This is a genomic window from Nostoc sp. UCD121 (assembly GCF_014222285.1).
GTDB lineage: Bacteria > Cyanobacteriota > Cyanobacteriia > Cyanobacteriales > Nostocaceae > Nostoc.
Map to the genome: position 1 here is coordinate 73,541 of NZ_JACKZS010000005.1, position 22,403 is coordinate 95,943.

Annotated in this window: 18 protein-coding genes; 8 read left to right on the forward strand and 10 right to left on the reverse strand. The window is 40.7% G+C overall.

Annotated features, from left to right (window positions below; translation table 11 throughout):
• Positions 1-28: 28 nt before the first annotated feature.
• Positions 29-925: a 2-carboxy-1,4-naphthoquinone phytyltransferase gene (menA, locus tag GNF10_RS02265; RefSeq protein ID WP_185584555.1), complete on the reverse strand. Its 897-nt coding sequence runs from the start codon at positions 923-925 to the stop codon at positions 29-31.
• Positions 926-1,231: 306 nt separating this feature from the next.
• Between menA and GNF10_RS02270 the strand changes: the two genes are divergently transcribed.
• Entirely contained in the window at positions 1,232-2,647 is a 1,416-nt protein-coding gene (locus tag GNF10_RS02270) for an isochorismate synthase MenF (protein WP_185607107.1), read from the forward strand.
• Positions 2,648-2,784: 137 nt separating this feature from the next.
• Entirely contained in the window at positions 2,785-3,531 is a 747-nt protein-coding gene (locus GNF10_RS02275) for a class I SAM-dependent methyltransferase (protein WP_221643639.1), read from the forward strand.
• A gap of 134 nt (positions 3,532-3,665) precedes the next feature.
• Here the strand turns inward: GNF10_RS02275 and GNF10_RS02280 are convergent, their stop codons facing one another.
• Positions 3,666-4,970 carry a glutamate-5-semialdehyde dehydrogenase gene (locus GNF10_RS02280; protein WP_185586565.1) on the reverse strand — a complete coding sequence of 435 codons (1,305 nt, stop codon included), beginning with the start codon at positions 4,968-4,970 and terminating at the stop codon, positions 3,666-3,668.
• A gap of 403 nt (positions 4,971-5,373) precedes the next feature.
• Positions 5,374-7,659: an ATP-binding protein gene (locus tag GNF10_RS02285; RefSeq protein ID WP_185586564.1), complete on the reverse strand. Its 2,286-nt coding sequence runs from the start codon at positions 7,657-7,659 to the stop codon at positions 5,374-5,376.
• A gap of 511 nt (positions 7,660-8,170) precedes the next feature.
• Here GNF10_RS02285 and GNF10_RS02290 point away from each other — a divergent pair.
• From GNF10_RS02290 to GNF10_RS02305, 4 genes are all read left to right on the forward strand, one after another.
• Entirely contained in the window at positions 8,171-9,388 is a 1,218-nt protein-coding gene (locus tag GNF10_RS02290; protein WP_185586563.1) for a transporter substrate-binding domain-containing protein, read from the forward strand.
• A gap of 556 nt (positions 9,389-9,944) precedes the next feature.
• Positions 9,945-11,264: an MFS transporter gene (locus GNF10_RS02295; protein ID WP_185586562.1), complete on the forward strand. Its 1,320-nt coding sequence runs from the start codon at positions 9,945-9,947 to the stop codon at positions 11,262-11,264.
• A 543-nt stretch (positions 11,265-11,807) separates the two neighbouring features.
• Positions 11,808-13,625, forward strand: a complete 1,818-nt coding sequence (locus GNF10_RS02300) for a vanadium-dependent haloperoxidase (protein ID WP_185586561.1) — start codon at positions 11,808-11,810, stop codon at positions 13,623-13,625.
• Positions 13,626-14,064: 439 nt separating this feature from the next.
• Positions 14,065-15,114 (forward strand): cyanophycinase, encoded by a 1,050-nt coding sequence (locus tag GNF10_RS02305; RefSeq protein ID WP_185586560.1) that lies wholly within the window; start codon positions 14,065-14,067, stop codon positions 15,112-15,114.
• Positions 15,115-15,210: 96 nt separating this feature from the next.
• Here the strand turns inward: GNF10_RS02305 and GNF10_RS02310 are convergent, their stop codons facing one another.
• Positions 15,211-15,366: a hypothetical protein gene (locus GNF10_RS02310; RefSeq protein WP_185586559.1), complete on the reverse strand. Its 156-nt coding sequence runs from the start codon at positions 15,364-15,366 to the stop codon at positions 15,211-15,213.
• 97 nt (positions 15,367-15,463) lie between these two features.
• A complete protein-coding gene (locus GNF10_RS02315) occupies positions 15,464-15,646 on the reverse strand; it encodes a hypothetical protein (protein ID WP_185586558.1) in 183 nt (60 codons plus the stop codon).
• A 14-nt stretch (positions 15,647-15,660) separates the two neighbouring features.
• On the opposite strand from GNF10_RS02315, the gene GNF10_RS02320 reads away from it, so the two are divergent.
• On the forward strand, positions 15,661-16,617 hold the full coding sequence (locus GNF10_RS02320; RefSeq protein WP_185586557.1) for an aldo/keto reductase: 957 nt from the start codon (positions 15,661-15,663) through the stop codon (positions 16,615-16,617).
• Here GNF10_RS02320 and GNF10_RS02325 read toward each other — a convergent pair.
• From GNF10_RS02325 to GNF10_RS02345, 5 genes are all read right to left on the reverse strand, one after another.
• Positions 16,565-17,773, reverse strand: coding sequence for a cysteine desulfurase family protein (locus tag GNF10_RS02325; RefSeq protein WP_185586556.1), 1,209 nt, complete (start codon positions 17,771-17,773; stop codon positions 16,565-16,567). The two genes, GNF10_RS02320 and GNF10_RS02325, sit on opposite strands and share 53 nt — an antisense overlap.
• Positions 17,774-17,778: 5 nt before the next feature.
• Positions 17,779-18,405, reverse strand: a complete 627-nt coding sequence (locus GNF10_RS02330) for a restriction endonuclease subunit R (RefSeq protein ID WP_185586555.1) — start codon at positions 18,403-18,405, stop codon at positions 17,779-17,781.
• Between the two features lie 201 nt (positions 18,406-18,606).
• Complete coding sequence (gene bcp / locus GNF10_RS02335) at positions 18,607-19,086, reverse strand: thioredoxin-dependent thiol peroxidase (protein WP_185586554.1); 480 nt, start codon at positions 19,084-19,086, stop codon at positions 18,607-18,609.
• A 151-nt stretch (positions 19,087-19,237) separates the two neighbouring features.
• Positions 19,238-20,575 carry a WD40 repeat domain-containing serine/threonine-protein kinase gene (locus tag GNF10_RS02340; RefSeq protein WP_185592320.1) on the reverse strand — a complete coding sequence of 446 codons (1,338 nt, stop codon included), beginning with the start codon at positions 20,573-20,575 and terminating at the stop codon, positions 19,238-19,240.
• Between the two features lie 199 nt (positions 20,576-20,774).
• Entirely contained in the window at positions 20,775-21,299 is a 525-nt protein-coding gene (locus tag GNF10_RS02345; RefSeq protein ID WP_185586552.1) for a protein kinase, read from the reverse strand.
• A 235-nt stretch (positions 21,300-21,534) separates the two neighbouring features.
• Between GNF10_RS02345 and GNF10_RS02350 the strand changes: the two genes are divergently transcribed.
• Positions 21,535-22,403: FAD-binding domain-containing protein (locus GNF10_RS02350; protein ID WP_185607108.1), on the forward strand; the 869-nt coding region annotated here is incomplete at its 3' end.

The window sequence follows — 22,403 nt, forward strand, 5'->3', positions numbered from 1 at the left end:
GTTTCAATGCCCAATGCCCCATGCCCAACTAAAGAATAAATCCCAAGCCGAACAGCAAGCAAGCCCAGAAATGCACGGCTACGGCGATGAATTTACAGTTACTAACTTTGTCCGGCTGGTTGTGATTTTCTTGGACATGGCGGCATAATTTGAAGGCAAAAGGTAAACTCACCCAACTCAGCAATGTCCAAGCTGGAGAAATTCCCAATAGCACAAATAGCAAGGTGAGGGGATAAATGCTAGCAGTAAACCAAGCAAGCAGTTGGGCCCCTTTTTGGGTTCCCAGACGGACAATAGGCGATCGCTTACCTGCGGCTATGTCATCTTTAACTTGGTGAAAATGTGAGCAAAACAAAATTAAGGTTGTGGCAATCCCGACAATCGCTGAGACTGCTAAACTTGTCATTGACCAAGTTTGAGTTTGGCTGTAATAGGCTGCCTCCACTGCTAAAGGGCCAAAGGCAAAAAAGCACAGAATCTCGCCTAAACCCTGATATCCTAAGCGAAAGGGAGGCCCTTGGTACATATATCCCAAACCACAGCATAGTAGAATGATAGCGATGACAGTTAGGTCTTGTTGCCAAAAGGCGATCGCTAGTATGCCCAGCAACCCCAAACCTAAACACAAATTTCCTATCCAAAATATTAATGGCTTATTGCTAGTTAAATTCACCAAAGAATGGTGCTTATTTTGATCGATACCTGTTTCGGAATCAAAGACATCATTACTGATATTTTCCCAGGCAAGAATTAAAATTGCCGCAGCTACAAAAGTAGAAAATACTGCACCATTAAACATTTTAGTTTCGGCATAAGCGACTGCTGTTCCTACCCAAATGGGCATAATGGCAACGCTGTACATTGGCGGTTTAATCGCTGCCATCCATAACTTAGTGTTGGGATATAAAATTTGCTTGGTAGTCATCAGTTGTGATTAATTAAATTACCGGAATATTACTCACACTTTAGATTTTATGATTTAAAGAGACGCTAGACATGGGTGATATAGAAACAACTGCTACTTTTACTATGGCTTGTTAACCTTGTGTTGTTAACACTCACCCTCACGTTGCAGTCTTAGGCTGAAACTGTCTTATCATGGTCTAGGAACACCATGAACAAAGCAAATCCTACGCTGGTGAAATGGCAACTTAATATGTTACCTGTAAAAATACGACCACGATTAATTACACTTTAGGAAGTTAACTTAAAAAAAATTTACTATAGATCCATGACAGTTTCACCATGTCGTAGCAACTTGTTTGTAGAGCGCAAAGATTTATATCAATTTTTGCTATCAGTCCAAGAAAAGTGCCTCCAAAATAATGGCAAGCAAATTGTCAGTATCTCTCAAGAGATCGATTTAGTTGATCCTCTACTTGTATTGGATCAACTTACACAAGCAAATGAAATAAATTTTTACTTTGAGGACAGAGCTAAAGGGGAAGCGATCGCAGCAATTGATTCTGTAGCAAAATTACAGATTGATGGTGCAGATCGTTTTACTCAAGCGGAATATTTTATCAAATCTTGTCTAAAAAATATAATTAATTTTGGTAACGCCAATCAACCTTTTTTTGGGCCTCACTTTTTTTCTTATTTCAGCTTTTTTGATAAAAATGCCCAGGTAGATTATCCATTTCCATCTGCTACCATTTTTCTTCCACATTGGCAAGTAGCTGTGAAAAACCAGCGTTGTATATTAGTAACAAATATAATTATTAATGAAAATGCAAATATTCCAAGGTTGTTGGAGAATCTGCAAAATAAAATTGAATTTATCCAATCCTTAGAATATTACTCTGCTAATATTGATTGCTTCCCAGCAACCTTATATAAAAAATCTGTCACGAATGCTACTCAATTTAAACGTTCAGTAGTATCTGCTTTAGAAAAAATTCGGTCTAGTCATTTAAGCAAAATTGTATTAGCAGATATATTAGATGTAAAGTCAAGCAACCAATTTAGCCTAGTTAAATCATTAAATAACCTTAGACAAAATCATCCCAATTGTTATATTTTTTCTACAAGCAATGGTAAAGGTCAAAATTTTATTGGTGCAAGTCCAGAAAGATTAATTAGTATTAATAATCAACAGTTAATTACAGATGCTTTAGCTGGTTCTGCACCACGAGGTAAAACCCCTGCTGAAGATGCAGCTAATGCCAATCGCTTACTAAATAGTGAAAAAGAAAAGCACGAACATTCGCTAGTACTTGATTTTATTACACAACGCCTACGCCAATTAGGGTTGTCACCACAAATATTAGCACCACGGCTACGACAATTATCGAACATCCAGCATTTATGGACACCAATCAGTGCTGTAGTTCCAGAGAACATCCATCCATTCAGGATTGTCGGACAATTGCATCCTACGCCAGCCGTTGCGGGTGCATCACAAGATGTAGCTTGTGCCGAAATTCGTCGTTATGAAAGCTTCGAAAGGGGTTTGTATGCTGCGCCTTTGGGTTGGATAGATTCTGAGGGAAACTGCGAGTTTATTGTGGGAATTCGTTCGGCATTGATTGATGGTGATCGCGCGAGATTGTATGCTGGTGCGGGTATTGTTGCGGGATCTGATCCTGACAAAGAGTTTGCAGAGGTGCAGCTTAAACTTCAGGCATTACTGAAAGCGTTAGTTTAAAGTTAAGGTTTTTCAGTTGTTGACCTAGAAATTGCTATGAGCAAAAGTCTACTAGAGAGCAACTTAGTGGATAATATGAAAATATTGTGGTTTTTTACGGAACCCTATCAACTATAAATGCTAAGGAAATAAGTAATATGTTAGATATAAAGCTTTCTAAAAGTAGCGAAGAAGAACTTTTCCCGCCTCAAGAGTTTTTTAACGAGCAGTGGAAACTTTACCAAAAAATACTCGATAACAATTACATGGGACACCGTGAAATTTACTCTACACTGCGCGAGTTGCTGCTTGGACACTTCCAACAACCCTTTAAGATGCTTGATTTGGGATGCGGCGATGCTAGCTTTACTTCCCAAGCTTTGTTAAATAGCATGATTACTTCCTACCAAGGGATAGACTTATCTATACCTGCGCTAGAGATTGCTAAGGATAACATGGCAAAGATTCAATGCGACACAACCTTTACCCAAGGAAATATTTCCCAATTTGTTCCTGAATTAATGTCAAGTCAGCAAAATAGCTTCGATGTCATTTTAAGCTCTTTTGTTCTCCATCATTTAAGCCTTGAAGAAAAAGACTCGATTATTGGTCAGCTTAAGCATCTCCTCACATCTAACGGTGTTTTTATTCTCATTGATGTTGTTCGTAAAGAAGAAGAAGATCGAGAAACATATCTTAGATGTTACTTAGATAATGTACAAAAGTATTGGTCTTTAATTACTCCCCAAGAGTATTTAATGTTGGCAAATCATATTTCTTCAAGTGATTTTCCTGAAACTCAGCAAACTCTTGATGAGATTTCGCAAAAATATAATTTTACTCGCTTTGATTGCCTGTATAACAATCCACTTGATGCTACACAATTGTTGTGCTTTTACCGATAATCATAAAAAATTAGTGGAATTATTTATATATAAAGCCTCTTTCTTTACAGAAAGGAGGCTTTAATCGTACTTCAAACTCGCCAAATTCAATTCAAAATGATTTGTTTTTGCACTATTGCAGAGTTAAAATTCATCTAAAAATCCTGATGAGTAAAAGCTTTAGCATTAGCCCCGGTGTAAGTAGCGACAATATGTCCATCGCCAACCATTTGATATTTATATGTCACTAATCCTTCTAAACCAACGGGGCCGCGGGGAGGCATTTGTTGCGTACTAATCCCTACTTCTGCACCGAAACCATAGCGGAAGCCATCAGCAAATCGGGTAGAACAATTGTGGAATATATTAGCTGAATTTACTAGTCCAAAGAAAGTTTCCACAGACGCTGAATCTTCAGAGATAATCGCGTCGGTATGACGAGAACCATATTCGTTAATATGTGCGATCGCATCTTCTATAGAGTCTACAATCTTTATCGACAAAATAAAATCGCTGTATTCTGTTTCCCAGTCTATTTCTGTTGCAGTTACAATGCTAGGCAAAATTTCCAAAGTACGTTTATCACCTCTTAATTCCACATGGCGTTCTTGCAAAGCCTCGGCAACCTTTGGTAAAAATTCTGTAGCAATTGATTGGTGAACTAGCAAAGTTTCAATGGCATTACAAACAGCAGGATATTGCGCTTTAGCATCGACGGTAATTGAAACTGCTTTAGAAATATCAGCAGCTTTATCTATATAAAGATGACAAATCCCATCGGCGTGACCTAGTACCGGAATACGCGTATTTTCCTGCACAAACTGTACAAAAGAATTAGAACCTCTAGGAATAATTAAATCCACATATTTATCTAATTTCAAAAGTTCTAAAGTTTCTTCTCTAGTTGTTAGCAACTGTACCGCATCTGGGTTAACAGCAGTTTGCGATAATCCTTGTTTAATTGCTTTGACTATTGCTTCACAAGAACGCACCGCTTCTTTTCCACATTTGAGAATCACACCATTTCCCGATTTGATCGCTAAGGAAGCAATTTGAATCGCCGCCTCTGGACGCGCTTCAAAAATAATCCCCAAAACACCTAAAGGACAAGTAATTCGTTTGAGGATTAAGCCAGTGTCAAGTTCGCGGTGAATCTGCACTTTACCAACTGGATCGTCTAGCTTACCGACATCTTGTACCCCAGCGATCGCATCTCTTAATTTATGTTCATCCAACTGCAAGCGTTTATAAAGCGGTTTGGGAATCCCTTCAGCATTAGCAGCTTCACAATCAGCAACATTTGCTTGTAAAATTTCATCTCTAGCTGATTCTAAAGCTTGCGCGATCGCAATAATTGCTTGATTTTTTGCCTCAGTGGAGAGAATCGCCAGTTTACTTGCAGCTTTGCGGGTTTTTTGGGCGATCGTAATTAGGGGAGAACCAATATCAAAAATAGTCATAGCAAAAATCTTTACTTTTTCTTCATCTTATCAATCTGAGTTGATCGTTGCTTATTGTCTTCCCCCAATCGGGTGAACCATCTGGGTAATCAATAATTACTCTGATCGGGTGAAGCAAAACCTGGTTCAAAAAACTTATTCTGTGAATATGAAACACAGAGACGGCAGAAGTAACAACTTCGCGGTTATATAAATATCTTAAATATTATTACAGGCATTATTTTAAATCATTAAATATGATTTATGCGTACCGTAGGCTAGAGAGACATTTATGTTTCTCTGGTCTTTTACTTTTGCAGATAATTTATACTGCGGGCTATGCTTTCGCGTTTGTTACTTCAGCGATGTTTACAAATAGCTACGTCCATGAAATTGCTGATTAAACAACTTTCAGACTTGTGCGTTAAACTTCTTTGCTGCTTTTAACTAGGTTCGCCACTACTTTCACCAACTTATCTGGCTCGATTGGCTTAGATAGATGAACTTCAAATCCAGCCTCCAGAGCCAGGTTGCGTTCTTCATCTCTAGCAAAAGCCGTCAGTGCTACAGCCAGAATCTTCTCTCCACGAAAGGCTTCCTGCTCGCGAACTTGGCGAATCAGCGAATAACCATCCTCATCTGGCATTCCGATATCACTGACTAAAACATTTGGTCTTAATCGGATTAGCGCTTCCAAAGCTTCACCTACTGAGCTAACCGATGTCACCTCTGCTCCTGACTCTTCAAGAACAAAAGCAATTAACTCACGAGTATCGGCACTATCATCTACAAGGAGGATTTGCAAGCCATCGAGCGCTAAGAGATTATTGACTTTTACGTGACTCTCTTTAATTAACTGATCTGATTGCGGTTTTATTAGAGGTAACAGGACTGTAAATGTCGCTCCCCGTCCTTCCCCTTCACTAACTGCATAAACTGTGCCAGAGTGTATTTCTACTAAGTGGCGTACAATTGCCAGCCCTAGCCCCAAACCACCGTCTACTCTTGTAGTTGTGCTATCAGCTTGACGGAAGCGCTCAAATATATAAGGTAGAAAGTCAGGACTAATTCCCTTACCTGTGTCAGAGACAGAAATCTGAGCATTTGAGTTTACCTGCTTCAGACAGATTTCTACTCGACCCCCGCTAGGTGTGAACTTGACGGCGTTAGAGAGCAAATTCCAGACTACTTGTTGGAGGCGTTCTGCATCACCCATAACCTCACCTACTAACGAGTCAAGCTTAGACTCAACTTGAATATCTTTAATCTCAGATGTGGGATATATAGCCTCAATCGCCGCGTTAATTACAATTACAAGGTCAACTTTACGGAGATTTAGGCGGATTTTACCTTGTACAATGCGTGAAATATCGAGGATATCATCAATCAGTTTGCTCTGAAGTTTTGCATTTCGCTCAATTGTCGCCAGCGCCTTAGAAGTAATTGCCTCATCCAATTTTCGATGACGGATTATTTGAACCCAACCCAGCATCGAGTTGAGAGGTGTACGGAGTTCGTGAGAGACAATTGCTAGAAATTCGTCCTTAATTCGGTTAGCTTCCTGAGCTTGCCAATAAAGCTGTGCATTTTCAATGGCGGACGCTGCGCGTTGAGCAAGTTCTTCAGCCATTGCTAGGTCTACAGTAGTGTAATAGCGCCCTGATTGTGTAGAAGCAAATACAATTGTCCCTAGCTTGTGTTGACGCACCTGTAATGGCACAACCATATAAGACTTAACTTGCAGTAAATTAAGGTATTCATCGTTCCATGCTTTTCTTTGTAATGAAGACTCAAGAATGTTTGTAACCAGTTCCGGCTTACCAGTCTGTAAAACCTTTGGTAGTCCATAATCTGCATCAATAAAAATTGGATAGCGTTGTCGGAGTTTTCGGACTAGTGCTTCTTTCTGTGAGTCAGATGCAGCAATGACTGGGTTATTGAAAGCTGCCGAATTATTTTCAACGACATCCACAATGCACCAATCTGCGAGGGTAGGCACTGCTAATTGGGCGACGGTTGTTAGGGTATTGCGGTAGTCTAAGGAAGATGCTAGTACACAGCTTGCTTCAGCCAAAAAATTAGAGCGCCTTTGTGCAGCTTCGGCTGCAATCCGAGCAGCTTGCTCACGGCAAAATAACTGCTCACGCTCCGACTCTAAACGCCTACGCTTGCTAATATCGCGCATTAACCAGCGCAGAGCAACTGGCTTACCCAACTGATTACGGACGGTAACTACTGTCAAGGCAACATCAAAACAAACTTTTTCCCGTGGTTGCAAACACACTTCCCATTCTCCACCCCGGTCGAGATGCTGCAACTGAGTTAGGTAATAAAAAAAAGCTTGATGATCCGACTGTCCGATAAAACTAAGCAACGGTTTCCGAATCAAAAATCGCTGGGAGATATTAAGTAAGATAGTAGCGGTCTGGTTAGCTTCAAGGATGGTGCCATAAGTATCAGTTACCAAGTAACCATCAGGCGCAAAATCAAATAATTCTTGGTAGCGCTGACGCTCATTCTCTACTGCAATTCGTGTTGCTTGTAGTTCCTCAGAGGCGATTCTCATCTCTTCTAAAGCAATTTGAAGTTCTGCAAAAGCTTCTGTTGTTAGCTCTTGTTGTGAATACCGCTCACTTGCAGTACTTTGCAATAATTTCATCACCCGTGAGCGCAGTATTTCTATTTGCTGACTAAAATCGTCTACATTCATGTTGCTCACTTTGCTAAACCTAAAAAGCGCACATGAGAGAAAGATCAAGCAAGTATGATTCCAACTGTACGCTCAAAGCGGAACTCAAAACTATTGCTCAAAAGATAGAGGTTTGTCTTGCCAAGGCAAGTTAGACCAAGTGAATAAAACACTATGTAATGGTCTCAACCTCTAACTACTATGTTAAAATAACCAGCTAATAAACAAATCTACCTAGGGTGCTGTACAGCTAGAAACATAATAGGTAGATTAAAACAAATTTTTTTATAGCTTAAGGAAGGGCCTGGTGGTTACAGCAGTATCAGCACAACAGGTCAAAATTCGCCCAACCAAGTTGCTGATTAACAATGAGTGGGTAAATAGTGTCAGCGATTTCTACGATCGTCACTGAGCTTGTCGAAGTGCGGGCTACGCCTACGCCGATTTGAAACAATCAACCCAACTACAGGTAATATTTGATCTGGGGTGGGCATCATAAATATGCTTTGCATACAACCCCAAGATAATTCTGATGATAAATGCGATCGCTACTAAATTTCGCCAACTTATAACTGAAAGAAAAAGCCCGACAGGTTATTTTGATAGACATCACCGCAAAAACAAAACCAGGCGTTCCATAGCGCTGTATAACTGCATAGGATTAGTAAGTGCAATTTTGGCATTGTTGTTAATCACATCCCCAGGGCTGGCCCAAAAACCGGAACCCCAACAATCCCTAAAACTCCAACAACCTTTATTAGTCGCTACACGAGTTATACCGCCCTTTGTGCTATCAAACAACGGTGAGCTATCAGGATTCAGTATCGATCTCTGGCGTAGCATCGCTACCCAAATAGGTATAGAGTCTAAATTTATTGAATATTCCAGTGTGCCAGAAGTGATTTCTGCTATTAAGGACAACAAAGTCAACTTGGGAATTGCAGCTATCTCGATTACAGCCGAACGCGAGCAAAATTTTGATTTTTCATTACCTATTTTTGCTGGTGGGCTGCAAATTATGGTACGCAACCTAGAGAGTAAAAACAGTGCTTTTCCAAATATTTTGCAATTGTTTTTCTCTACTAGCCTCTTGCAGGTAATAGGCATTGCCCTAGTGCTAATTGTCGTAGCAGCCCACATTATTTGGCTATCCGAGCGCAGTCACAAAGAAGGGATGATTTCTGAATCATACTTTCCGGGTATTTTTAAAGCTTGTTGGTGGGCAGCAGCCACATTAGCGACTCAAGCCGACGAAATGCCCAAGGGAGTACTGGGACGTTTTATAGCTATAGTCTGGATGTTCATCGGAGTCCTTTTTGTCGCCTACTTTACAGCCAGTGCGACTACTTCATTAACAGTACAGCAACTTCAGGGCGATATCAGAAGTATAGACGATTTACCCGGTAAGGTAGTAGCTACAACTGCGGGAAGCACAGCAGCGACATACTTGCGAGAACATCATATTTCAGTTTTAGAAGTCCCCAAAATTGAGGAAGCTTACAAAGCTCTGCAAACAAAAAAAGCTGATGCTGTGGTGTTTGATGCACCTGTACTCCTCTTTTATGCTGCCAATGAAGGCAAAGGGAAGGTAGAGATTGTTGGCAGTATCTTGCGTGAAGAAAGCTACGGAATTATTCTGCCTAATAACAGTCCCTACCGCAAACCAATTAATCAGGCTCTGCTGAATCTTAAAGAAAATGGCACTTATCAATCGCTATACGATAAGTGGTTCGATCCTAAAAATTCTTAACCTTTGCTAGAAAATTAGAGTTATCGCGCCGTGTGCAACTTTCTTTCAAACCTAGCCTCCAGCCCCTTCCCTACTAGCGTTGGGGAGCAAGAATCAAAGCCTCTTGACCTTTCGGGGAGAGAAATGGAAGTGGGGTTCTAAGAATAAGTTGCACATCGCGTTATTGGTATTTTTTAATACAACTGTATTGACCATGACTCTATTTTTTTGCTTCAATACTAAGTACACAAAATTTATGTATTGCTAATATTAAGCTTTTCTAATATTATTTTAGGGCTGGTGATATGTAAGTCTGCTATTCATCAAAAATAGGACTTACGCAAAATACCCTGCGGGTACTCCGTTGGAGAACTCGTAGAGTAGCCGCTCTGCTCCTACATGAATTGCCCTTACCAGAGAATGAGGACTTTAACTATTGTTTGCGTAAGTTTTAAAAAATTACAAAACGTTTGTAGTGAGCGATAAATCACTAAATTTCAAAGGCTTTAGCCCTGACTACAAACCACTAGTTCATATTTGCAATTGAAGTCTATTTTGACAAAATAGGGAAACAATCATGCTACCAAGTAATAGAGGAAACTTCCAAAAAGACAAACTAAAGTTTGTTGATTTTGAAATTCCACCTGCGCTTAAATCTGTCAATTTTTCTTGTTTTGTTATCGGAGAAAGTTTATCTTTTTTTGGGTCTTGGATGACTCAAATTGCTTTGGTATGGCTAGTTTATCAATTAACTAATTCGGCTGTATTAGTTGGTGTAGCTGGATTTACAAATCAAGCTATGGGTTTGATTATTACTCCTTTGGTAGGAGTATTGCTAGATCGCTGGAATTTACGATATGTTCTACTAGCTACTCAGTTAGTATCTATTCTACTATCTTCTATCCTGACTTTTCTAACTCTTAGCAACAACATCAATGTTGCATGGATTATTGTTATTGGCACGCTTCAGGGAATAGTAAAAGCTTTCGATTTACCAGCACGTCAGGTAATTATTCCCAGACTTTTGGATAAAAAATCAGATACTTATAGTGCGATGGCTTCGCATTCATTTTTGATTAATACAGCAAAGTTTGTTAGTCCCATGATCGGGGGTTTCCTGATTGCTCGATCTGGTGCGGCTTCTTGTTTTTTAGTAGATAGTATTAGCTATTTACCCTTTATGTCTGCAATTTTAACTATCAAAGTAAACCCAAGTATCAATAATTCATCAACTCAAAAACCCCAAATTTGGAAAAATCTCAAAGAAGGCTTTGTTTATGCGTACGATTTTTTACCCATTAAACATTTATTGATATTACAAATTGTTATTTGTTTTATGGGAATGACCCATGTGAATTTAATCCCGATTTTTGCTCAAGAAGTTTTGAAGGGTAATGCTGAAACTATGGGTTTTTTGATGACAGCTTCGGCTCTTGGTTCTATAGTTTCAGGTATTTATCTCATCTCCAGAAAAAATATCATCGGATTGGGAAGGGTTATAGCGACTTCTGCCGCGATTCTCGGTTTAGGTTTAATCGTATTTTCTCAATCAACAAATTTAGAGGTTTGTCTAATATTTATGTTTGTTATAGGCATGAATAATACTCTCACTCTGGCTTCTCTTAATAACTTTATGCAATCTATTCTTCTTGATGAAGATAAAAGAGGTAGAGTAACCAGCATCTTTACAACTGGTTTTTTAGGAATCCTGCCTTTTGGCAATTTATTTTTTGGAGTATTCGCAGGTCATCTTGGTGTTACCAATGCTTTATTATTTGGCGGGATTTGTTGCATTTTAGGAGCATATTTCTTTAGTAGACAACTACCGAAAATAAGAAAGGTTTTGTATCCAATTTATGCAGAGTTGGGCTTACTTCCACAGTCAAATCAAGGGTAAATGTAGTTTGGATAGCAGCGATCGCCTTTGATACTGCATCAAAACCCACCATGTTGCGTTTCTCCTCAGCCTCAAGCATAGAAGACAATACTGTGCGCGTTTTCCTATAAGGCTTTCACGCTATTGCTAAATTTCTTGTAAAAACTCTTGATTTTCATTACCGATTGTGAGACAGTCTGATTTAACATCCACAAAGTACTGTAAGTCGATAAACTTATCGTATTTTATGGTTTAACTAGAAATAAGCGGTGGTTTTAGCTGTGTTTTAACCTCGAAAAGCTGCTATCAGACTGATTACAAGTACAGAAGTATAACAGCCATCTGATGAAGGCATCATACCAGGACTGAATGTCTATATGACTTTCAGGAGAATCATCTTCTATGCAAATTACCTTCCAGTAGAGTAACCACAGATTTCATCCCAATCTGGTGAAATTGCCCTGCTTCTCTGGAGTTGGGTGTCTTATCTATGGCTAGTTGTTCTAGCTTTCAGATGCTCATGTATTCACTCATGACTATATTTTTGCCAGTGGAGAACATCTCATGCAAGTAGATCCTAATTCTCATCAAGGTTCCGAGCAAGATACTCAGGCTAATAGCGAAATAGAGAAACTGAAACAACCCCGTGTAAATAGCAAACGTTTTTTTGGTAGTCACGCCAGCAGACGCTCATTTCTCGGTCGCGCTGGTTTATTTAGTGCTGCTAGCCTTGTTGCAGGAGTTTTCGGTTCACCTTTCTCCTCAAAGAAAGGAGAAGATGTTGTACAAGCTCAAGATATTAACAGGCGGTATAATCGACCATTCAACTACAACAGTTTTGTTGATGAAGCCTATCGAGTCCGTGTTGAAGCAGCCAGAGTTGAACGAAGTATTCCCATTCCGCCGCATCCGACTAACGGCGATGAGGAGCGTTATGCCAACAAAATCGGCTCTGACAGTAGGGGATTACCACATAATGGCCTTGGTGAAGTTAAGTTGGAAGCTTACAACTCTTTGACCAAGGCACTGACAACCCAAAATCCAAATGATTATGAAAATATCATCTTGGGTGGCGGCAGAAAGCTGGTCAATCCTCAAGGCCCCCTGGCAATTAGTCTAGAAGGAATCAATGCAGCACAGATAGCAGTGCCACCACCACCGGCTCTAGCTAGTGCAGAACGCGCTGCTGAAGCAGTTGAACTCTACTGGCAAGCTTTACTCAGAGATGTACCTCTTTCCAAGCTCCAAAACAATACTGACAACCCAAAAGTCTTAGCAGCCGTTGAAGACCTCAACAACCTTTCGGCCTTCCGAGGGCCAAAACAAAATGGCCGTGTCACCCCTCAGACTCTATTTCGTGGTAGCGTCAACTACGTCAATCTTTACACTTCAGGTATAACTACAAAATATGTTATTCCTCCAGGGGTACTAGATGGCCCTTACATCTCACAATTTTTGTTGCGGACTATTCCTTGGGGAACTCAGTCTGTTTCGCCACTGATTCGTACTGCTCTTCCTGGTAATGATTTTCTACTCGATTTCCAGGAATGGTTGACTATTCAGAATGGAGGTAGTTCCGGTAAGTCTATTAATTACGACCCCAAAAACCGTTACATAGTTACAGTTCGGGATTTAGGAGAGTATGCCCATATTGGCGGCCCTACATACCTTGGAGCCTCTTTGATTCTTGGTAGCATCGGTACACCTTTGAATCCAGGCAATCCCTATGTCAGATCGAAGACCCAAGTTGGTTCAGCTGCAACCTTTGCAGCAGGACATTTACAAGCCTTGCTTAACTTGGGTAGTTCACGTGTGATTAGAGCGTCATATTGGCAGAAGTTTTATGTACACCGCATTTTACGCCCAGAAGCGTTTGGTGGGCTAGTTTACAACAACATTGTCAATAAAACTCAATATCCGATTAATTCTGAGGTCTTTAATTCCAAAGCGTTGGCTCAAACCTTTAGCACCTTCGGCACTTACCTATTGCCCCAAGCATATCCAGAAGGAGCGCCAATCCATTCTTCGTATACAGGTGGTGCGGCTGCTAATGCTGGCGTTAATGTCACACTATTGAAAGCATTTTTTGATGAAAACTTTGTTATCCCCGATCCAGTAGTGCCCGATCCTAATGATCCCACAAAAGTAATTCCTTACAGTGGGCCACCCCTAACTGTGGGTGGAGAGTTGAATAAACTGGCAACTAACTATGCTATTGGTCGCGGTCACGGTGGTATTCATTGGCGTTCGGATGGTTCAGCTAGTTTGGCTTTGGGAGAAGAGGTTGCTATTAGCCTTCTCAGGGATGAGAGACTGGGTTACAACGAAATATTCAATGGTTTCACCTTCACAAAATTTGACGGTTCAAAAGTCACAGTCTAAACAGATTTTCGGTATTTAGTGATTTCAAAACTTTTGTAGAGACGCGAAATTGCACTGAGCTACGCTAATGTACGTAATGCTTTCGCGTCTCTATTCAAGATTCATGCATCTGAATCAGTAACGCCTGATTTGGATCACAGATGTTAAATTTAATACGCAGTAACTTACTTAAGATAGAGAATCAATGATTACTCTGAGTTATGGCGTTAAAAAACAGTACAAGCCCTGTACGCTGGAAATTCTACCCTCTCTAGTGCCAGAGTTAAGCTAGTACGCATCTAAACTGCACATTTTTTCGTTAAAACTGTCATTTGTCATTAGTTATTGACAAAAGACAACTGATAAATGACTAATGATAAAGGACGAATTTCACGAATAAATAAGCAATTAAAGTGCGTAACAGCCTAGCAATAATTGCAGTTTGCTCTACAAGCTTAGTATGACAAAGGCATTCCCAAGCATAGCAAGGCGCTTGAAAAGTACAGGAATCAAGTTGTTGAAGATGGGAACCTTCCTAATAACCCGTTTTATTGCAAGCTGGAAACGCTACTTTCTGGGTGACACTGTTGATGTTCGCCCCTCTCCTTCTCCTTCCTCTGATGTCCGCCCTTCCTTAGCTGGCCCAGTCCTCAGCTTAGGTGGAGGTGGCCCCGATGTTGATGATGCTATTCAGTGGATGATTAACCAAGTTAGGGGAGGTACTAACACCGCTACCAAGGTTAATGTTGTAGTTCTCCGCACGAATGGTAATCACGATTACAATCGGCTAATTTCTGCCATGAAGGGCGTAAACTCTGTGGAAACTCTTCTGATTCGCAATAGACAAGAAGCAAACAAAGTTGAAATTTATGAAAAAGTCAGAAATGCTGATGTGATTTTTTTTGCTGGCGGCGACCAATGTCAGTACATCCGCAATTGGAAAGATACTAAGCTTGAGGCTGCTGTTAAGTCAGTTTACCTTAAGGGAGGTGGTGTTGGCGGCACTAGTGCGGGTGCGATGATCCAAAGTGATTGTGTCTATGATGCTTGCGCTTCTTCAGAAAAAGGCATTGAAACTAGAGACGCACTTGAAGATCCTTACCGGGATATCACCTTTACCTACAACTTTTTCAATTGGAGTAATTTAAAAGGAACTATCGTAGATACGCACTTCGATAGACGGGAAAGAATGGGTCGAATTATGGCTTTCATTGCCCGTCAAATTAAGGACGGTGTATCTAGCAGTGTTTTAGGCATAGCGGTTAGCGAAAGTACATCAGTCGTTGTGGATAAAAACGGTTTGGTGAAAGTTATGGGTAGGGGGGCGGCGTACTTTGTACTTGGTAATCACATACCAGAAGTATGCGAACCCCGAACGCCTTTGACCTTTTCTAATTACAAAATTTGGAGAGTTCGCAGCGGTGACACCTTTAACTTAAGAAACAGACCAACCTCTGGGTATTATCTCAGGAGTGTCAAAAGGGGACGGATTGATTCAAATCCATATTGAGTGGGGAATGGGGAATGGGGAATGGGCAGGGGAGTTTTTAGCAGCACCTCGCCGCTCTGCTTATTTTCAATTCCCAATGCCCAATTCTGAATGTCCCTACCAAGGAAGCACGCCATTTTCGTCAAAAAGCCAACCATTTCCCGTAGCGATCGCTCCTTGCTCAACGGTGCGGTATCCTTGGTATTGATTAATGTCAGTTGCTGTGAAACCAGGGTCAGCAGCATTGACTTTAATCAGGGTATCTTTAAGCAAATTTAGTATATATATAGTGTGTGTAGTGGTATGGCAAGACTAAAATAGTAGTGCATTCAACGTAAGTTGGGTGAAGCGAAGCGCAACCCAACGTATATCAGAATGTTGGGTTACGCAAAGCCTCCACCCAACTTACTGGCGTGTCAAGACAACATTTAGGATGTAGCAATCCTACACAAGTAGTGATTGGCTGTCGTGTATCTACTAGTAGTGATTCACACCGCAGATAGCGGTTGAGAAAATATTTGCGGCTTACACTAGCAATTGACTCAAAAATCATTGAATCAGGTAGATATGCAAACTAAACAACTTGGCAATTCGGAGCTTCACATTACCCCGATTGGCTTTGGTGCTTGGGCGATTGGTGGAGGTGGCTGGGCTTTTGGTTGGGGAGCGCAAGACGATCAAGAATCAATTGAAGCGATCGCTCGCGCTCTCGATCTCGGTGTTAATTGGATTGACACCGCAGCTATCTATGGTCTGGGACATTCTGAGGAGGTTGTTGCTAAGGCGCTCAAGGGTCGATCTAGTCGCCCCTATATTTTCACTAAATGCTCAATGATTTGGGATGAAAAGGGCGAAATTGGTCGTAGCCTGAAGGCGGATTCTGTACGGCGGGAAGTTGAAGCTAGTTTGCGCCGACTGGATATTGAAACCATTGACCTCTATCAAATTCACTGGCCTAACCCTGCTACAGAAATTGAAGAAGGCTGGACGACTCTCGCCAAGCTTAAGGATGAAGGCAAGGTTCGCTATATAGGGGTTTCAAACTTCAATGTCGAACAGTTGAAGCGTATCCAGGAGATTGCACCAGTTACCTCATTGCAACCGCCTTATTCATTGGTTAAGCGCGATGTTGAAAACGAGATTCTGCCTTTTTGTAAGGAAAATAACATCGGTGTGATTGTATATTCACCAATGCAATCTGGCTTGCTTACAGGAAAGATGACATCTGAGCGGGTTGCCAATTTACCAGATGATGATTGGCGTAAGAACAGTGATGAGTTTAAGGAGCCACGTCTATCTCGTAACCTGAAGTTAGTTGAGGTGTTGCAGCACATTGGTAAGGAACACGATCGCTCCCCTGGTGAGGTAGCGATCGCTTGGACTTTAAACAATCCGGCGGTGACGGCTGCGATCGTTGGCGCACGCAATCCCAAGCAGGTGGAAGGAATCATCGCTGCTGGGGAATTTCGCCTCAATCAGCAGGAGCTAGATCAAATTGCTGCTTTCCTTGGCGAGAATCCATAAAAGAAGGCTGGCGTAAACTTTGAATAGTAGCGATCGCATGTTTCGCTGCTATATCAATTTCCTCTTGGCTATTAAACCGTCCAATGCCAAACCGCACAGAGGCATAAGCTAGCTGTTGGGGGTTTCCCAGTGCTGTCAGAACACTGGAGGGTGAAGTATTTGCCGAGGAGCAAGCAGATCCCGAAGAAACCGCCATTACTGGCTGCAATCCTAGCAAAAGTGCGGCTCCATCCACCCCCTCAACACTGATATTCAAGTTTCCCGCCAATCGCTGTTGAGGGTGGCCGTTGAGATGAATTCCTTCAAGTTGGGAAAGCTGTGACCACAAGCTTTGTCTTAACTGGGTGAGGCGTTGGTTTTCTGTCACTTGTTCTGCTAAAGCGATTTCTACAGCTTTCCCAAAGCCGACAATTTGCGGTGTATACAATGTCCCAGAACGCATCCCTCGTTCATGTCCACCGCCGTGTTGCTGGGGAGCCAGTTGCACTCTAGGATCGCGTCTGCGGACGTACAGCGCCCCAATTCCCTTTGGCCCAAATACTTTGTGTGCTGTTAGCGACATCAAATCAATTTTCATCGCTTGCACATCTAGGGGAGTTTTACCAATAGCTTGGGCTGCATCGGTGTGGAAAATGATGTTGTAAGCATGGCATAGTTCCCCAATTTCAGCTATTGGCTGTAAAACGCCAATTTCGTTATTTGCAGCCATCACCGAAACCAAAATTGTCTCAGGACGGAAAGCCTTTTGTAACTCAGTTAAATCAATTAATCCATCTTTTTGAACTGGGAGAATAGTAATTTCAAAACCGAGAGTTTTTAAATAATTACAAGGGTCAATAACTGCATTATGTTCAGTGGCAACAGTAATAATATGTTGACCTTTTTTAAAATAAGCTTCAGCAACACCTTTAATAGCTAAATTATTAGCTTCTGTTGCACCACTTGTAAAAACAATTTCTTCGGGAGTGGCATTAATTGCTGCTGCTAAAATTTCTCGTGTTTGTTTGACAGCAGCTTCTGATTCCCAACCATAAACATGACCAATACTAGATGCGTTGCCAAACTTTTCTGTGAAGTAAGGGATCATTGCCGCTAATACCCGTTCATCTACGGGTGTAGTAGCATGGCAATCAAGGTATATAGGGCGAATAGACATAATTATTAACTCAAACTTTGACTCAAATTTTTTAATACGCTTAGAACCTGATACAGTTCACTTTTCCGTTTCAAAAGTGTAAATTCATCAGACAACGCATACTTTGGTATATTTTGTTTAGTCAGTTTTATAAAAATGAAATGACTACCATTTGTTACTAATCCAAAAGTAGGTTTGTCTTGATTAGGATTAGCCAACATATAAACAAGTGCTTGAGGTACGGCTTCTAAAAGAGAAAAGCTAGACCTTTTAGATTCAATTACTAACAACCAGAATTGTTCTTGAATAACTAAAACATCAATTCTACCTCTAATGATTTCTCCTTCATCTTCCGCAGAAATTCCTATTGATTCCTCGCCTCTCATATAAAAAGGCTCATCATAAAATCCAGCTAAATTGAGTAAAGGAGATAAAACTACTAATTTCACCGTTTCTTCTGACAAAGGAGGACGCTTGACTAAGCGGAGAAAATGAAGTTTTATTCTGTCTAAATCTTGCTTTTCTAAATCTGTAATTTCCGGTAAATTTTCAAACCATTCCGTGAAGAATACCTCATCTTCGACTAGCTGTAAACTAAATTTCTCCTCCAAATAGGCAAGCCCGACATTTTGTGCTTGGATAAATTGAACCATAATTTATGCAACTCTATATACTATCTAACTAAACAAAACCTAGTCCTGTTGGGCATAACGTTAACAATTCTTGTTCTGAGTAGACTCTTTGACTTGAATCATAGACAACACAAGACCATTTTTTGGCAAACTTACACGCAAATAGCCATAGTTGCTCACTTATTGAAGTTTTGCTAACATTTGTATGACTCACTGAGAACTTTACCTGGCTGCTAATTCCTGTAATTTAGTTAAAACTGCCTGAGCATGACCTTTAGCTTTTACGTTCGGCCAAGCATAGGCAATAATTTTATCAGGTGAAATGAGAAAAGTTGACCGAGCAACACCCATATATTCTTTGCCCATAAATTTTTTTAAGCGCCAAGCGCCGTAGGCTTCTGTCAAAATATGTTCTGGATCACTCAAGAGGGTGATTGACAAGTTATGTTTGCTGATAAATTTACAATGGGATTTACCCAAATCGGGACTCACGCCTAAGATTTTCGCTCCCAGTTCGCCGAAGTCTTGATATAACTCGGTGAAATCTTTCGCTTCGGTGGTACAACCGGGTGTGTCATCTTTAGGGTAGAAGTAGAGGATAACCCACTGACTGCTGAGGTCGTCAAGAGTGACTGAATTGCCATTTTGGTCAGGTGTGGAAAAATCTGGCGCTGGTTGTCCGATTTGGGGAATGTTGGTCATGATGGGTGTGAGAGATTGCGTAGGCGTAGCTAGTCGTAGACATCGCTTTAGAATTGTACATATATTGAGCAAGTAATCTGATTTACTCGTGTGATGAATTTATCGGCAGTGTTCAGATTGTCGTCAATAGAGCTGTGTTCTTAGTTTGAAGCTATTGTATTCGCCACACTTTGATTGTAGAGTCCCGACTACCGCTAACTAGGGTTTGTCCGTCTGGGCTAAATACCAAAGATGTAACAGCATCTGAATGCCCAGTGAGAGTATAAATTTCTTCACCAGTGCTTAAATTCCAAAGTTTAATTTTTTCGTCACTACTCCCACTAACTAAAGCCTGCCCATCTGGACTTATTGCCACAGAATTGACAGCATCTAAATGCCCAGTAAGAGTAAAATTTTCTTCTTTTGAGTTCATATTCCATATCTTAATAGTTCTGTCATTGCTGCCGCTAACCACAGTATTTCCATCTGGACTGATTGCTACAGAATTTACAGCATGTAAGTGCCCAGTGAGAGTACAAATTGACCATATCTTGATACTTTTGTTTTCACTACCGCTAACAAGGGTTTTACCATCTGGACTAATTGCTATAGTAAATACTGGACCTGAATGTATGTTAAGAGTGCGAACTAACTCGTTATTATTTAGATTCCATACCTTAATATCACTACTGCTGCTGAACAAGGTTTGACCATCTGGACTAATAACTAGAGCAAAAACTTGGTATGAATTCTCAGCAAAAGTATGAATTTCTTCGCCTGTAGTTATATTCCATGCTTGTATTATACCTTTGCTACTACCACTAAATAAAGTATGCCCATCTGGACTAATTACCAGACATTTAGCTATGTCCTGAACTAGAGTAATAGTAAAAATTTCATTTCCATTCTTAAGGTTCCACACTTTAATTGTCATGTCATTACTGGCACTAATTAAAGTCTGTCCATCTGGGCTAATGGCTATTGAATTAATCCAGCCAGAGTGACCAGAGTACCAACTTCCAAGAGTGTATTCTAGAAAAATTCTTGGTTTATTGATTGTAGATATCTGGTTATACGACTTCGACTGATATAACTTGGGAGGACATAAAGTCTCAGAAATTTCTGCTAAATTTTGTAAAATTACCTGAGTATCGGCTGGGCGCTTATTAATTGGACGTGCCATCAGTTTATCTATCAAATCTGCTAGCGAGGCAGAAATTTTAGAGGCTTTTTGTCGCCAATCCTTTAACTCATCTGTGTATATATCATGGTTATATTGATCGCACAGGTCAAAAGGATGTATTCCTGTTATAAGATGGACAAAAGTACGACCCAAGGCAAAGAAATCTGACTGAGGAATGGCACTTCCAGTAGCTTGCTCTAAAGGTGAGTAACCATCACTAACTGCTCTCGTACCCTGTCCAGCCAATTTTTTTTGTTCGTATGTTTCACTATTTACCCTTGCAATACCAAAGTCGATTAACACCAATTGTCCATTCGGCTTAAGCATGATGTTATACCCATTTAATGTGAAGTTGCACATATCTTGATCCCCCTAAATCCCCCTTAAAAAGGGGGACTTGAAGAAATTCCCCCCTTTTTAAGAGGGGTTAGGGGGGATCAAAACACTGTTAGACAACTTTATAAGACTTGTGTGTACACCGTAGCCTTAAAAAGGGGGGCTAGGGGGGATCGAATTCTATGCAGCTTCATGAAAAATTGGTATTAGACGGTTTAATATCTCGATGAATCAACTGCTGTTTATGTACTTCATCCAATGTATTTACCAGTTGGATTAACCAATCAACTGCTAGCTTTTCACTAATGGGGCGACTGTCTCTTTTTTGTAGCCACTCATGCAAATTCTCTCCCTCAATTTTCTCCATTACTAAACAATGCATCGGCTGTTGAATATTTGTAGGAAAAAATGTGAAAGATTCTTCCCCTTGTGGAATACCTGGATGATTAAGCTTACTTAAAACCTCAGCTTCTCGCTGAAATTGTTCTACAGCCTTAGCATCGTTTTTCTTCTCTTCCTTAAGAACTTTTAAAACTTTGGGTATACCACTGCGATCTCTAACTTCATAAATGTCGCCGTAGCCACCTTTATCACTCAGTAAACGAGTTACCCGATAGCGTCCTTCTAATAGCAATTCAGAGCCACAACTTTGACAGCGCAGTAGATTATCAGGGTTGTCAGTATTTTGGCAGTTAGGATTGATGCACAGGCTCATCGTTTCTAAAAGTGACAGATTTATCTAATATTTTAGCTTTACTTACTGATAGCCTGGATAAAAACAGTATCATATCGATGTCTGAGTTGGGCTATGCCTATGAACTGATTCATCTTTGCTTACCATAAAAAAAGTTCTCTCATAAGGTTGAGAGCGATCGCTTATATTTATTCGTGATAATAATGACTTAACCTACAAGTATTTTTGTTTATCATTCTTACCCTTCAAAGTTCACATGGCTAAAGATATGCAACGCGAATTTACCAACCGCAATGAGTTGGTAGCCTACCTCCGCGAACAATTCCCAGATGCGGCACAACGCGATGACCACATCAGTAAAACAGTGGGAGGACGAAAAGCAGCACAAGAAGCGCTGCAAAAAATCGACCCAGTACGTTACGCGCAAACACGTAATTTTTTTGCAGGTGCAGTCACGCGACTTTCGCCTTATATCCGTTATGGCGTTTTGAGTTTGCGAGAAATTCGAGATTATGTCTTTGACCAGATACAGCAAAAAAACGATGCTACCAAACTAGTTAATGAGTTAGGTTGGCGCGACTATTGGCAACGGTTGTATGTGAAGTTAGGGGATGGAATCTGGAAAGACCAGGAAGAGTACAAAACTGGTTTCACTGTGGCTGAATATTTACCCGAATTGCCGCAAGATATCAGACAAGGAACCACAGGTAGGGTTTGCATCGACAGTTTTAGCCGTGATTTAAAAGAAACTGGCTATTTACATAACCACGCCCGAATGTGGCTAGCAGCTTACATTGTCCATTGGCGGCGTATTGGTTGGCAAGCAGGAGCCAAATGGTTTCTTGAACACCTTTTAGATGGTGATCCTGCTAGCAATAATATGTCATGGCAGTGGGTTGCCAGCACCTTTAGTCAGAAACCGTATTTTTTCAATCGTGAGAACTTAGAACGCTACACTGAAGGCGTTTATTGCCAGAAATGTCCGCTTTACGGTCATTGTGATTTTGAAGGCAGCTATGAAGAATTGGAACAGCGACTTTTTCCCAAAGGAGAATTTAGCAAACAAGCTAATAGCCAAAGTTGGCAGCGTGATAAAAAGGGGAAGGGGAGCAGGGGGAGTGGGGG